Source organism: Hydrotalea sp. (genome assembly GCF_049968455.1).
Classification (GTDB): domain Bacteria; phylum Bacteroidota; class Bacteroidia; order Chitinophagales; family Chitinophagaceae; genus Hydrotalea.
In genome coordinates this window covers 191,673-205,209 of the sequence record NZ_JBMFQT010000006.1, presented here as the reverse complement: position 1 = coordinate 205,209, position 13,537 = coordinate 191,673, and the positions used below count along the sequence as shown (strand labels likewise).

Genomic DNA, 13,537 nt, shown 5'->3' with positions numbered 1-13,537 from the left:
GTGATGCGCAACAAGAAAAAATTTTGTTGAAAATTACCGGTATGACCTGCGAGCATTGTGCCCGCAGTGTTGAAAAGATTATTCATTCAAATCCGGGCATTATTAGCACCCAGGTTCAGTTTCAGGAAGGGAAAGGAGAAGTGGTTTTTAACCCGGAAACAGTAAGCAAAGAAGATATTGTTGCTGCTATTAATCGTTCAGCAAGTTATAGGGCACAAGTGAATACTAATCATGAAAATTCCAATCATTTTGATTTAATAATTATTGGTGGTGGCTCTGCTGCTTTTTCTGCAGCCATTCGTGCAGAGAGTCTGGGCCTTTCTACTTTAATGGTGAATGCCGGCCTCCCTTTTGGCGGCACCTGTGTGAATGTAGGCTGCGTACCCTCTAAAACTTTAATCAGAGCTGCTGAAGCCGCTTATCATGCCTCACATTCCAATTTTTCAGGCATCAAACCCAAAGGCTTTGACATTGATTTTGCGCAGGTAATCAAAGATAAAAAAGCATTGGTGCATACCCTGCAGCAAAAAAAATATATGGATGTGGTACAAGATTTTAAACAGCTTACCATGATCAATGGATGGGCAGGTTTTGAAGATGCAAAAACAATTGTAGTGAATGGAAAAGATAAATATACTGCCCTGAAATTTATTATTGCCACAGGTGCTACTACTAATGTTCCGAACATTGAGGGGTTGGATTCCATTGGTTATCTTACCAATGTTTCTTTATTCGATTTAGAAGAACAACCTAACAGTATTACCATTATGGGTGCAGGTTACATAGGCTTGGAAATTGCAATGGCTTATAATCGTTTAGGAACAAAAGTGCGAATAATTGAATTCACGGATAGGGTTTTGCGTACTCAAACACCAGATATTAGTGCAGAAATAGAAAAATACATGCGAAGTGAAGGGATAGAAATATTGCCCAATTTCCGAGCTATTAAATTTGAAAAATCAGGTAACAATACTATCATCCATTGCAAATGCCCCGATGGCTCAATTACACAATTAGTGGAACCCGGAAAAGTTGTAGTAGCTTCAGGTACAAAAGCCAATACAGAAAAATTGGGGGTAGAAAAAATTGGACTGCAATTAACGGCGAAAGGCCAAATTCAGGTAAATGAAATGATGGAAACCAATTTACCCAACATTTACGCCGTTGGCGATGTGGCCAACACCCCTGCATTTGTGTATACAGCTGCTTATGAAGGCAAAATTGCGGTAGAAAATGCATTTACGGGCAGTGAAAATAAAACCGATTACGCTGCTTTACCTTGGGTTGTTTTTACTGATCCGCAAGTAGCAGGTGTTGGTTTAGATGAGGCGCAGGCTGCAGCCGCTAATATTCCCTATGATGTTTCTAAATTAACTTTGGATAATGTACCTCGTTCATTGGCTGCTAATGATACACGAGGGTTCATTAAACTAATTCGCAATAAAACAACGGATAAGTTAATTGGTGCCAGAATAGTAGCACCGGAAGGTGGTGAGTTAATTGAGTTATTATCTATGGCAATAAAGCACAAAACCACCATTAAAGAGTTGGCCGAAAATATCTATCCCTATCTTACTTTAGGTGAAGGCATAAAATTAGCTGCAATTGCCTTTGGTACTGATGTGAATAAATTAAGCTGCTGTGCTTCGTAACTCTTTTTTTAAATACATAGTTTACTTTTCAGTAAAAGCGGCAGCTTCAAAAACCCCTACCAGCTCTAAATCATTGTTAAATGCTATGATGTTAGCGGCATAATTTTTTTGTATGAAACCCATTTGGTGTTGAACTTGAAGCATAGTAGCAGGTATAGTGGAACACATAGCCAAAGCACCCGTAATATTTACATTTACCCGGTTAACTAAATTTTTAAATGCCTGATGCATCGTTAATGCCGAGCCACTTAAAATGCCATTACTTTCATACTTGTTACCGTTTAATGTGTGTTGATATGGACCTGTATGCGTAGTAGTAACAGCATCGGTAATAGCAAATAAACGGTTAGGCATTTGTTTGCAGGCAATTTTTACTGCCTCAAAATGTACATGATAACCGTCCGGAATAATAGATGCATAAACTGTTGGATGTAAAAATGTTGCACCCACCATTCCCGGTGCTCGATGCGATAACGGACTCATAGCATTATACAAATGGGTAACCGTTGGTATGCCATTGTTAAAAGCATGGGTTGCTTCTTCAAAGCTGGCATTACTATGTCCTGCCGATACAATTATACCTGCTTGTTTTATTATTTCAATAATGGCTTCATTGCAAACTTCAGGGGCTAAGGTTATCATTCTAATAACACCCTTGCCATAGGCTAATAGTTCTTCTACTTCGTTAATGTTGGGGCTATGTACAAGGCTTTCAATATGGGCACCTCTTTTTTCTTTGTTAATCCATGGTCCTTCTAAATGTAAACCTAAACAGCCTTTGCCTCCTTCACTCCAGTATTGTTTCGCCGCATCAATACCGGCATACATTATTTCTTTTGTATTGGTGGCAATAGTGGGCAAAAAATGTAATGTACCCCATTGCTTACAATGTGCTTGTAATGCCCAAATACTTTTACTATTGGGAAATGCAGAAAACAGTAGTTCATTTGCACCATAAATTTGTGCATCAATAAAGGCGGGGCTTATATAGTCAAATATTTGTTGGGGTGAATGATTATTATCAAATGTTTCAATGTTGTTTATGATTCCATTTTGAATGTAGATGGCTTGGTTGTTTAATAAAGCATTGCCGGTAAAAACATGGCGTCCGTATAATACATAGTCATTAGGCATGAATGGAAAATTTATCGGCATCGGCCAAGAAGGGGAATCGGGACCTTACCTCGTTTAAAAAATTGCTACTTAAAGTTACATCTCCAATGGCTTCTTTATTGGCTTCATGCCATAAAATTTCTCCCAATGGGTTTATAGCCATACTATCGCCGCTATGGGCAATGCCAATGCCATCATTACCTATTCTGTTTACGCCAATTACATAACATTGATTTTCTATGGCTCTTGCTATTAGCAAACTTTTCCAGGCATGTATTCTTTTTTCAGGCCAATTGGCAACATAAATTAAAACATCATATTCCGGTGGATTATTGGCTTGCTGACGAGCCCAAACCGGGAAGCGTAAGTCGTAACAAATTTGTAAATTAATTTTCCATCCATTCACTGAAGCAATCAATCGTTTATTGCCAGGTGTGTAATGTTTATCTTCTCCGGCATAAGCAAAACAATGGCGTTTATCATAAAAACCCATTTGGCCATTGGGTAACATCCAAATTAATCGGTTATAATAGCAGTTGTTTTCATGGATAATTAAACTGCCGGTAATAATACACTTTTTTAATTCTGCCATTTTTTTCATCCACAAAACAGTGTTGCCTTGCATGCTTTCGGCAAGCCTTTCGGGTTGCATGCTAAAACCCGTACTAAACATTTCGGGTAAAACAATTATATGTGTTCCGGTAGGTATGGCTTGTAGTTTGGCTTCTAATTGTTGCAAATTTCCTGCAATATCTTCCCATTGTAAATGGGTTTGTACCAAACTAATGCGTAAGTTTTTCATTGCCTTTTTTTTAAAAACAATAGGTTAGTTGAATGGATGCATAACGTTGTGGCAAATATTGTGTAATACATTCTTTTGTTTGATAAACAATTTCTATTTTTCCCATCCAATGGCCTTGAGCCAATACTATTCCCCAATTTTGCTGGTACATCCATTTTTCGGGCGTTCCGGCAACTGTGTTGCTTGTATTACTGCTACTGCCTTGTACGGTAGCATTGTATGCTTGTAAAGTAATTTCAGGGTAAAAGTACACAAACCATTCCATGCTTTGATGGCTTTTTGATGGGTTGTATGCGGGCACATTCCACAAGGCACTGTTTGTGTTGGCGTTTAATTTTCCCAAAACAAAAAATGCACCTGCTTTTGCATTAGTATAAACGTTTCCGGCATTTACCGTAAATACCGGAATAATTTTGGCAGCATCTGATTGTGTTAATGCATGAAGAAAGGGCATATATTGAACCATTGCATTAACAGTAATTGGCACTTGTACTTGTTTATACCAGTCGGTTACCGGATAAAGTCCCAATAAATGATGTAATCCATTTTGAAAATTTTGCCCTAAAGCATTGTTGCCAATTGTTCCAACAGAAACATTCCATTGTAGGCCATAATGCTGTTGTAAACGAAAGTGTTTGTAGGTTAAGAATAAATAACCACAATACGGTCTATCTACACTATCGGGGTAAAAGGTAAGTAAACGAGGGGTGTATAAAGCTTGTCCGGCTTCAATACTTTGCACCACTGTGGCATTTTGTTTTTGGTGAATTAAATTATATTGAAAGTATAAACCGTTGGTATAATATTTATCGTTATACTGAAGTAAGTATGCATCATTATCGGTAGTAATGGATAGGCTATGTTGCCAATTAGCAGGGCCTTTTTTTTGGGCAAAAATTTGTGAAATGGAACAACAGAATAATAAGCATACCCAAATTTTCATGAAATGGTGGTTTGTTGTTTTAACCATTGTATTTGCTGATGCACTAAGCCGGGCTCATAACCTTTTTGCACTAAATAAGCTTGTGTTTTCGCCATTTTATGAATGGGCTGCTGTCCACGTAAGGTTTGCCATTTTTTTAAAGCCAGTTGCTGAAGTGTTTGCCTGTATTCAGTTTCGTCAATTACCGCTAAAGCTTTTTTAATGTTGAAGGGGCTGATTTTTTGCTGTTTCAATTCAAATTCGATTTTTTTTCTTCCCCATTTTTTTTGCCTGAAATGACCCCCGGCAAAAAGTGTAGCATATCTGGTTTCATTTAAATAGTTGTCTTCAATTAACAAACTCAGCATTTTTTCAACCTCGGGTTTGTGTAGCCCTAACGCATATAATTTTTCTTTTACCTCATAATGACTGCGCTCTCTATAAGCACAAAAATGTTTCATTTTTTGTAGCGCTTTTTCCCATGTTAGTAGTTGCGGCATACTTATAAACTTAAGCTTTGCTATTCAAATCTATGCCTTTCTATGTCAAATGTGTTCAATCTGTTTGAAATAGGGCATAAATTGTGTATGAAATATTAACAAATTACAGTAGGTTTGTTGCCATTACAAAAATTAAGAAAAATATGAAGTTTATTGTATCCTCATCTTCCCTTTTAAAACAATTACAACACATTAGTGGCGTTATTAGTGCCAATACCGTACTGCCCATTTTAGAAGATTTTTTGTTTGAAATTGAAGGAAAAAAACTACATGTGGTGGCTACTGATTTAGAAACTGTAATGCGGGTGCAATTAGAAGTAGAAAGTAAAACCAATGGAAAAGTTTGTATTCCTGCTAAAATATTAATGGATACCCTAAAAAATATTCCTGAACAGCCCTTAACTTTTGATATTGATAAAAACCATTCAATAGAAATTACCAGTGAAAATGGTAAGTACAAGGTAATGGGAGAAAATCCGGATAATTTCCCCAAAGAACCCGTTGCTGATGACGCCACTGCATTTAAAATGACCAGCAGCGCTTTGGTTACCGCAATTAATAAAACTTTATTTGCTGTTAGTAATGATGATTTACGTCCTGCAATGACGGGGGTGTTTTTTGAGTTATCGACCGATGCCGTTCAATTCGTGTCAACTGACGCACACCGCTTGGTGAAGTACAAACGTACCGATGCCAAAGCTACCGGTAATGACTCGTTTATTGTTCCAAAAAAACCGTTGAATCTTCTTAAAAATGCCCTGCCGGATAATGATGATGAAATTAGCCTTAGCTACAATAATAGCCATTTGTTTGTAAGTCATGGCCAAATTCAAATGACTTGTAGGTTAATTGATGCTCGTTTCCCCGATTATAAAGTGGTAATACCTGTTGATAATCCTTATAAATTAGTAGTTAATAAAACCGATTTTCAAAATGCACTTCGCCGTGTAAGTGTATTTTCAAATAAAAGTACGAATCAGGTAGCTTTAACTATAACCAGTAACGAACTGCATTTAACTGCACAAGATGTTGATTTTAGTTTTGAAGGTAATGAAAGAATGGCCTGTACATTCGATGGGGGTGAATTACAAATTGCATTCAACGCTAAATTTATGATTGAAATGTTGAATGCTGCAGAAACTGCTGAAGTGGTTATTGAATTATCAACCCCTACTAAGGCCGGTATTATTAAACCTGCTGAGCAGGCTGAAAATGAGGAATTAGTTATGTTGGTAATGCCTTTAATGCTGAATAATTAATATAGTTTTTACACAATTGTTGGCCCTGTCTTTATGGAAAGACGGGGCTTTTTTGTGCCTTTTTAAAATTTTAGTAAATTGATTTTAAAACAGCCTTGCCATGCTTGAAAATCTGGTGCAATATTTTCAAACCTTAGATAAACACCCGGTAGAAAGGATGATAATTTTAGTATCGGGTTTATTGTTTTTTTGGATTTTAGAAGGAGCAATTCCTTTATTGCCCATGCATTATAAAAAAACAAAAGTGCATCATGCAGGGGTAAATTTAATATTCACGCTCATTCATTTAATTATACATACTTTTTTAGCCATTGGCATTGTGGCTTTGAGTGATTGGTGTAAAGTAAGTGGTTTTGGTTTAGTATATTGGTTGCATGCAGGTATTATGGGTACTATTATAATTGCCTTTATTACACTCGATTTTTTTGGTGGATGGTTAGTACATTTTGTGCAACATAAAAATGCTTGGCTTTGGCGGTTTCATATTATTCATCATGCCGATAACAATGTAGATGTAACTACCGGGTTACGGCATCACCCCATAGAAAGTATTTTACGTGGTTTATTTTTCTTTATTGGTATTTGGGTAAGTGGAGCACCTATGTATTCGGTAATGATTTTTCAAACCATATTAGTAGCCATAACTGCATTCACACATGCTAATATTAGTTTGCCTAAATGGATTGATAATACATTAAGTTTTTTGTTTGTTTCACCCAACATGCACAAAGTTCACCATCATTGGCAACAGCCTTATACCGATAGTAATTATGGTGCTATATTATCCATTTGGGATCGGCTACTGGGTACTTTCCGGCATTTGTCTCCCCAAAAAATTAAATATGGATTAGATAAATACTATTCCAACGCTGATGATGAGAATTTTATGCGGTTGTTAAAATTCCCTTTTCAAAAAACCAATAAGTAGTGCCGGAAATCTGCCATCTTTGTAAAAAAAACACATGAATATTGTTGCGCTAATCCCTGCCCGTTATGCTGCTACTCGATATCCAGCAAAGCTAATGCAACAACTGGGTAATAAAACGGTTATTCGCCATACCTATGACAATACTGTAGCTACAGGTTTATTTAATGATGTATGGGTAGTAACCGATAGCCCTATTATTTTTAATGAAATTACTCAACATGGTGGTAAAGCTTTGATGAGTAAAAAAGAACATGAAAGCGGAAGCGATCGCATTGCTGAAGCTGCCGAACAATTAGATGTAGATATAATTGTAAATGTTCAAGGCGATGAACCTTTTGTGCAAAAGCAACCACTACAAAAATTGTTAGATGCTTTTAGAAATGATGAAAGTGTACAGGTAGCCTCATTAATGCAGGTATTAAACAATGAAACATTAATTAACGACCCCAATTATGTAAAGGTGGCGGTAAATAATAAAATGGATGCATTGTTTTTTAGTAGAAGTGTTATTCCATATCAACGCGATAAAAATGTAAATCCCGTTTATTACGAACACATAGGCGTATATGCTTTTAAAAAGCAAGCATTACTTCAATTTACAAAATGGCCGATTACACCTTTGGAAGCGGCTGAAAAAATTGAGTGCTTGCGGTATTTAGAAAATGGTGTACCATTAAGAATGGTGGTTACCGAATACATGGGGATTGAAATTGATACACCCGCAGATTTGGAAAGAGCCGGGCAATTGTTACAACAAAATATGCAATAATTATTTTTTGAATTTGTTGCAAATGTTCTTTGAATGAATTATTTTGTTCTTAAACATTTTAAAACTTTCATTCAAAAAAATTGCTTATGAACGAATTTCCCTTTGCTGTATTTGGCACTTTTGTTTATGCTTATTTGGCAATCATTATTTTAGTATTAATAGCGCAATGGCAAATTTTCCAAAAAGCCAATCAACCGGGTTGGGCTTGCATTATTCCTATTTACAACATAATTGTATTACTTAGGATAGTAGGTAAACCTTGGTGGTGGTTTTTACTAATGCTTATTCCCATTGTAAATATTGTGTTAGCCATTTGGGTTTTAAATTTACTCGCAAAAAGCTTTGGTAAAGAGGAAGGTTTTACCGTTGGATTAATTTTTCTTCCTTTTATCTTTTATCCCATTTTAGGTTTTGGAAATGCTACATATAAAGGGCCGGCCGGTAATAATTTTGTACCATCTAACCCATAAAAATCGTTTATTTAATAGCATAGTTTTGAAAAGGGCAGGCTATTTTATTTTCAAAAGAATTTAATATTTTTTTCCGTAGCAGCAGGCTTATTATTCAATATTTTTGTGAAATAAATTACTGTGCACTTTCCTAGTATCCATTAAAACCAATCACTTTTGCTGCCCCTACTTTGCCAATTAAATTAAGTTGCATGAAAAAACATTTACTCTATTTGTTCTTATGCTGTATGTTAAATGGAACAGTAATGGCACAATTAAAATTATATGGTGAAAGCTATCGTCCGCAATTTCACTTTACACCTGAACGTAATTGGATGAATGACCCCAACGGGCTGGTATATTATAAAGGACAATATCATTTATTTTACCAATACAATCCCTTCGCAAATGTGTGGGGGCACATGTCGTGGGGGCATGCGGTAAGTAAAGATTTAATTCATTGGAAACAATTGCCGGTGGCTTTAGAAGAAGAAAATGGGATTATGATTTTTTCCGGCTCTGCAGTAGTCGATACAAAAAATTCCAGTGGCTTAGGCTCTGTGCAAAATCCACCACTAGTGGCTATTTACACAGGTAGTACTGATACTTTGCAAACACAAAACTTAGCTTATAGTACCGACAATGGCTTACAATGGGCAAAATACAAAAGCAATCCGGTGTTAAATGAAAACAAAAAAGATTTTCGCGATCCTAATGTTTTTTGGTATGCGCCGGAAAAAAAATGGATAATGAGTTTGTCGTATCCTACAACCCATCAAATAGCATTTTATAGTTCTGTTAATTTACGCGATTGGAAACAGGTTGGCATATTCGGTCCTGCCGGCGATACAACAGGTGTTTGGGAATGTCCTGATTTAATGCGTGTGCCTATATATGACCAGCCGGGAAGTTATAAATGGGTTTTATTAACTTCACAAAATGCAACCATGCAATATTTTGTGGGCAATTTCGATGGTAAAAATTTTACCAGTGAAACACCCAATGGCACTACTTTAAAACCTGATTATGGAACTGATTATTATGCTGCCATTGCCTATCATAGTAATCCCATTGGAAAACCGGTAAGTATAGGTTGGGTAAATAACTGGAATTATGCCAATCAAATTCCTACTTATCCCTGGAAGGGCGCCGCATCATTACCGCGCACTTTGCAATTAAAAAAAATTAATGATGTTTGGCAACTCATTCAACAACCTGTTGCTGCTTTGACAACTTTAAGAAAACAGCCGGTTATTTATTCCAACAAAAAAATAAATAAAACTACTGAGCTGCTTCCTTTTAAGGGAAATGTATGGGAAAGTGAAATTATTATGCAACCCGCAGCTACAGGCGAAACCGGATTACAACTTGCAGTAGGTAACGGTCTTGCATTAGACATTAGTTATAATGCTGCTAATAAACAATTGGTTGTTAATAGAAGCAATACACCCGACTATTTTAGTGCAGCTTTTGCTGCCAAGCCAATCAGCATTGCCCCGGTTCGTTTATTGAATAATGAAATAAAACTGCAGGTTTTTTTTGATAAAAGTATTGTTGAAGTATTTGTAAATAATGGCGAACAAGTGCTTACCGTACAAGTATTTCCGGCAGAGGAAAATAATGGAGTGGCTATATACAGCACCGGCGAAAATGCTTTATTTAAGCGTGTTACTTTTTGGCCTATGAAATCAATTTGGTAAAGAAACTAAATAGGGTAATATATTTGTATTGCTTTCGGCAGCAATTTAACCTGTACTAAATCCAAAAGCACTTTTACTATGCAATTTAGAAATTTTAAAATGATTGGTTATGTGGTGTATGGACGCGGTTGTTTTAATCAGTTAGATGAAATTTTATCGCCTCAACGCAAGGGTGATGCACCCATGATTTTTTTAATTGACCATTTCTTTAAAGGAAAATCATTAGTAAATAGAATTCCATTACGCGGCAAAGATATTATTATTTATGCTGATGTAACTAATGAACCCAAAACATTGCAGGTTGATGCTTTAGCCCAGCAACTTAAAAATGAATTTGGTACCATCAGCGGTATTATTGGTATTGGCGGCGGCAGCACAATGGACTTAGCAAAGGCGGTATCGTTAATGATGACAAACCCGGGCTCTTCAGCCGATTATCAGGGATGGGACTTAGTAAAATCTCCCGGTGTTTATAAAGTAGGTATTCCTACATTAAGTGGTACAGGTGCTGAAGTATCACGCACTACCGTGCTAACCGGTCCTACTAGAAAACTTGGGATGAATTCAGATTTTACTCCCTTCGATCAAATTGTATTAGACCCCGAATTAATTAAAGATGCACCTGTAAACCAACGGTTTTATACAGGAATGGATTGTTACATCCATTGTATTGAAAGCTTGCAAGGTACTTATTTGAATGAATTTAGTAAAAGTTATGGTGAAAAGGCTTTGCAACTTTGTCAACGCGTATTTTTAGAAAAAGATGTGTGGGATGATGAAAGTGATAATCAACTAATGATGGCTTCTTATGCGGGTGGCATGAGTATAGCCTATTCGCAAGTAGGTGTAGCCCATGCAGTTAGTTATGGATTAAGCTATTTGTTGGGAACCAAACACGGCATTGGTAATTGCATTGTAATGAATCACTTGGACGAATATTATCCGGAAGGGGTTGCAGAATTTAAACGCATGGTTGAAAAAAATAAGGTTGAAATTCCTACCGGTATTTGTAAAGGCCTTAGCGATGAACAATTTGAAACAATGATGAATGTATCATTAGGCATGAAACCGCTTTGGGAAAATGCATTGGGAAAAGAATGGGAAAAAATAATGACCCGCGATAAACTTAGAAAATTATACGAAAAGCTATAACGAAAAGGCAACACCGTTAACGTGTTGCCTTTTTTGTATTCGGAATAAGGTAATAATTAGTCTTTTACCACTACTGCTGTTGATTGCTTAGGAACAAATTTTCCAATTACTTCAGCATATAAGTGGTTTGTTCTTAGCACATCTTGCACTGATGATAAACCTTCCTGTGAAACAGCAATCAATAATCCCCCATTGGTTTGCGGATCAGTTAAAAAATTCATTGCCTCTTCTTTATCATAGTTTCCATTCCAATTAATTTTATGTCCGTAACTGTCTTGATTGCGTTTCGTACCTCCCGGAATTGCTTTTTGTAACAAATATTGTTTTGCTTCAGCTAAAACAGGCACTTTGCTATAAAAAATTTCTGCTGAAAGTGATGCGCCTTCGCACATTTCTGTTAAGTGTCCTAATAAACCAAATCCGGTAACATCGGTCATGGCATGTACATCACTTATGCTGCCAAGTTGCTCGCCTACTTTATTTAATTGTGTTAATTGCTTAATCATTAATTGCAAATGGGGTTCCGTTAGTATTCCTCTTTTTTGTGAAGTGGACAGAATACCAATACCCAAAGGTTTAGTAAATAAAATTACATCGCCCTCATTAGCTGTACTATTTCTTTTTAAATGTTGAATGGGAACTATGCCATTAACCGCCAAACCAAAAATAGGTTCGGGGCTGTCAATACTGTGCCCACCGGCTAATGGAATACCGGCTTCTAAGCAAATGGCTTTTGCGCCTTCAATTACTTGCCCTGCAACAGCAGCCGGAATTTTATCAACGGGCCATCCTAAAATAGCAATAGCCAAAATGGGTTTTCCCCCCATAGCATACACATCACTAATAGCGTTGGCACCTGCAATTTTGCCAAATGTAAATGCATCATCCACAATGGGCATAAAAAAGTCAGTGGTACTAATTAATGCAGTTCCATTTCCCAAGTCATATGCAGCTGCGTCATCTTTCAAATGATTGCCTACTAATAATTGTGCATAGTTTGGTGCTGCAGTATTGTGTTGCAAAATTTCATCTAATACTTTGGGTGCAATTTTGCATCCGCATCCGGCACCATGCGAATAGGCCGTTAATTTTATAGGTGTTGTATCAATCATGTTCTGTACTATTTAAATATTCTTGTAGTAATTGGGCATTGTTCTGTGCATTTGTATTCGGTGCCGGAATGGTTTTCACCAGTTCCAAAACATTGTTGCGATTGTGTAAGCCTTTCCAATAAAGTTTATCATAATAAATAAGCAATTCAGAAAAGCAATTGCTTACATCCTCTTCCAATAAAAAATTAATGGCATTTTTAGTTGCGAGCCCGCCCAATCTTTTTTTAATACGCATAATAGCGCTAATTAATTTTTCCTTAGGGGCGTTACCATAGCCTTCCATAATGTGTTTCAATCTTTCTTCAAATGGAATGTCAAAAAAATAAACAGTCGATTGCCGCATTTGTTCAAATAGTTTTATTGGAATATTAACGATGCCAATACGTTGGCTTTCATCTTCTAACCAAATGGGGAATGCATTATTTACTAAAGTTGTATGCTGATATAATTTCAAAGCCAAGCTATTTTCAAACATTTCCTGCGAGGGTTGTGCAGGCATATCAATTCCACCAAAAGCGGAACCTTTATGATGGGCTAATGCCTCTAAATCAATAACGTTATGGCCTTGCTGTTGCAAAACTTTTAAAATTTCTGTTTTGCCACTGCCTGTATATCCACCTATAATATTTAAACGATAGTGTTTTTCAAATTGCTGTAATGCCCAGTTTCTAAAAGCTTTATAACCACCTTGTAGGGTATAAACTTTAAATCCATATAAGTTTAATAACCATGCCACGCCGGCACTTCGCATACCTCCTCGCCAACAATGCACTATTATTTCATTAGGAAATTTGTTTTTAGTTATCACCTTTTCAACGGTCTCAATCATCGGTATCATTTTTTCAGCAAAAAATGGTAAAGCAGTTTTAATAGCACGTTGTTTGCCTATTTGTTTATATTGAGTTCCAACAATTGCTCGTTCCTCATTTGTAAATAATGATAATGAAATGGCATTGGGTATATGGGCATGTTCAAATTCACCCGGGCTACGAACATCAAAAACCGGCAATTGTTGCCTTAGTTGTAAAAAAGTTTCAATATTTATTACTTCAATAGCCATTTATACAAATGTACATGCAACTGCAATGGCAGCAGTAGTATTCAGTAAAAAATTGTAATTAAATCAACACGGCAAAATATATTTCACCAATTCATCATTCAAAATTAATAACACATTTG

Annotated in this window: 13 protein-coding genes; 7 read left to right on the top strand and 6 right to left on the bottom strand. The window is 36.4% G+C overall.

Features of this window, described 5'->3' with window-relative positions:
• Positions 1–1,652 (top strand): mercury(II) reductase (gene merA, locus ACP5P5_RS06445; protein WP_428285286.1); only part of this gene is annotated, 1,652 nt, incomplete at its 5' end.
• A gap of 21 nt (positions 1,653–1,673) precedes the next feature.
• On the opposite strand, the gene nagA is transcribed toward merA, so the two are convergent.
• Genes nagA through ACP5P5_RS06425 form a run of 4 tightly spaced genes read right to left on the bottom strand, consistent with a single transcriptional unit; the run spans position 1,674 to position 4,950 of the window.
• The gene (nagA, locus tag ACP5P5_RS06440; protein ID WP_428285285.1) at positions 1,674–2,786 is read right to left on the bottom strand and encodes an N-acetylglucosamine-6-phosphate deacetylase; all 1,113 of its coding nucleotides are present in this window, start codon (positions 2,784–2,786) and stop codon (positions 1,674–1,676) included.
• A complete protein-coding gene (locus ACP5P5_RS06435; protein ID WP_428285284.1) occupies positions 2,779–3,567 on the bottom strand; it encodes an amidohydrolase in 789 nt (262 codons plus the stop codon). The genes nagA and ACP5P5_RS06435 overlap by 8 nt, the downstream gene beginning before the upstream one ends.
• 10 nt (positions 3,568–3,577) lie before the next feature.
• On the bottom strand, positions 3,578–4,510 hold the full coding sequence (locus ACP5P5_RS06430; protein ID WP_428285283.1) for a lipid A-modifier LpxR family protein: 933 nt from the start codon (positions 4,508–4,510) through the stop codon (positions 3,578–3,580).
• A complete protein-coding gene (locus tag ACP5P5_RS06425) occupies positions 4,507–4,950 on the bottom strand; it encodes a regulatory protein RecX (RefSeq protein ID WP_428285282.1) in 444 nt (147 codons plus the stop codon). Before ACP5P5_RS06425 ends, ACP5P5_RS06430 begins: the two co-directional genes overlap by 4 nt.
• Before the next feature lie 182 nt (positions 4,951–5,132).
• On the opposite strand from ACP5P5_RS06425, the gene dnaN reads away from it, so the two are divergent.
• The 6 genes from dnaN to ACP5P5_RS06395 all read left to right on the top strand — a co-directional run bounded on the left by dnaN (position 5,133) and on the right by ACP5P5_RS06395 (position 11,246).
• Entirely contained in the window at positions 5,133–6,248 is a 1,116-nt protein-coding gene (gene dnaN / locus ACP5P5_RS06420) for a DNA polymerase III subunit beta (protein ID WP_428285281.1), read from the top strand.
• A gap of 100 nt (positions 6,249–6,348) precedes the next feature.
• Positions 6,349–7,176 (top strand): sterol desaturase family protein, encoded by an 828-nt coding sequence (locus ACP5P5_RS06415; protein ID WP_428285280.1) that lies wholly within the window; start codon positions 6,349–6,351, stop codon positions 7,174–7,176.
• A gap of 34 nt (positions 7,177–7,210) precedes the next feature.
• The gene (gene kdsB / locus ACP5P5_RS06410) at positions 7,211–7,945 is read left to right on the top strand and encodes a 3-deoxy-manno-octulosonate cytidylyltransferase (RefSeq protein ID WP_428285279.1); all 735 of its coding nucleotides are present in this window, start codon (positions 7,211–7,213) and stop codon (positions 7,943–7,945) included.
• A gap of 86 nt (positions 7,946–8,031) precedes the next feature.
• Positions 8,032–8,415 carry a DUF5684 domain-containing protein gene (locus ACP5P5_RS06405; RefSeq protein WP_428285278.1) on the top strand — a complete coding sequence of 128 codons (384 nt, stop codon included), beginning with the start codon at positions 8,032–8,034 and terminating at the stop codon, positions 8,413–8,415.
• Positions 8,416–8,606: 191 nt separating this feature from the next.
• Positions 8,607–10,094 carry a glycoside hydrolase family 32 protein gene (locus tag ACP5P5_RS06400; RefSeq protein WP_428285277.1) on the top strand — a complete coding sequence of 496 codons (1,488 nt, stop codon included), beginning with the start codon at positions 8,607–8,609 and terminating at the stop codon, positions 10,092–10,094.
• Between the two features lie 78 nt (positions 10,095–10,172).
• The gene (locus ACP5P5_RS06395; RefSeq protein WP_428285276.1) at positions 10,173–11,246 is read left to right on the top strand and encodes an iron-containing alcohol dehydrogenase family protein; all 1,074 of its coding nucleotides are present in this window, start codon (positions 10,173–10,175) and stop codon (positions 11,244–11,246) included.
• Between the two features lie 56 nt (positions 11,247–11,302).
• Here the strand turns inward: ACP5P5_RS06395 and selD are convergent, their stop codons facing one another.
• Positions 11,303–12,358 carry a selenide, water dikinase SelD gene (selD, locus tag ACP5P5_RS06390; protein ID WP_428285275.1) on the bottom strand — a complete coding sequence of 352 codons (1,056 nt, stop codon included), beginning with the start codon at positions 12,356–12,358 and terminating at the stop codon, positions 11,303–11,305.
• Positions 12,351–13,418 (bottom strand): tRNA 2-selenouridine(34) synthase MnmH, encoded by a 1,068-nt coding sequence (gene mnmH, locus ACP5P5_RS06385; RefSeq protein ID WP_428285274.1) that lies wholly within the window; start codon positions 13,416–13,418, stop codon positions 12,351–12,353. The genes selD and mnmH overlap by 8 nt, the downstream gene beginning before the upstream one ends.
• Positions 13,419–13,537: the final 119 nt, after the last annotated feature.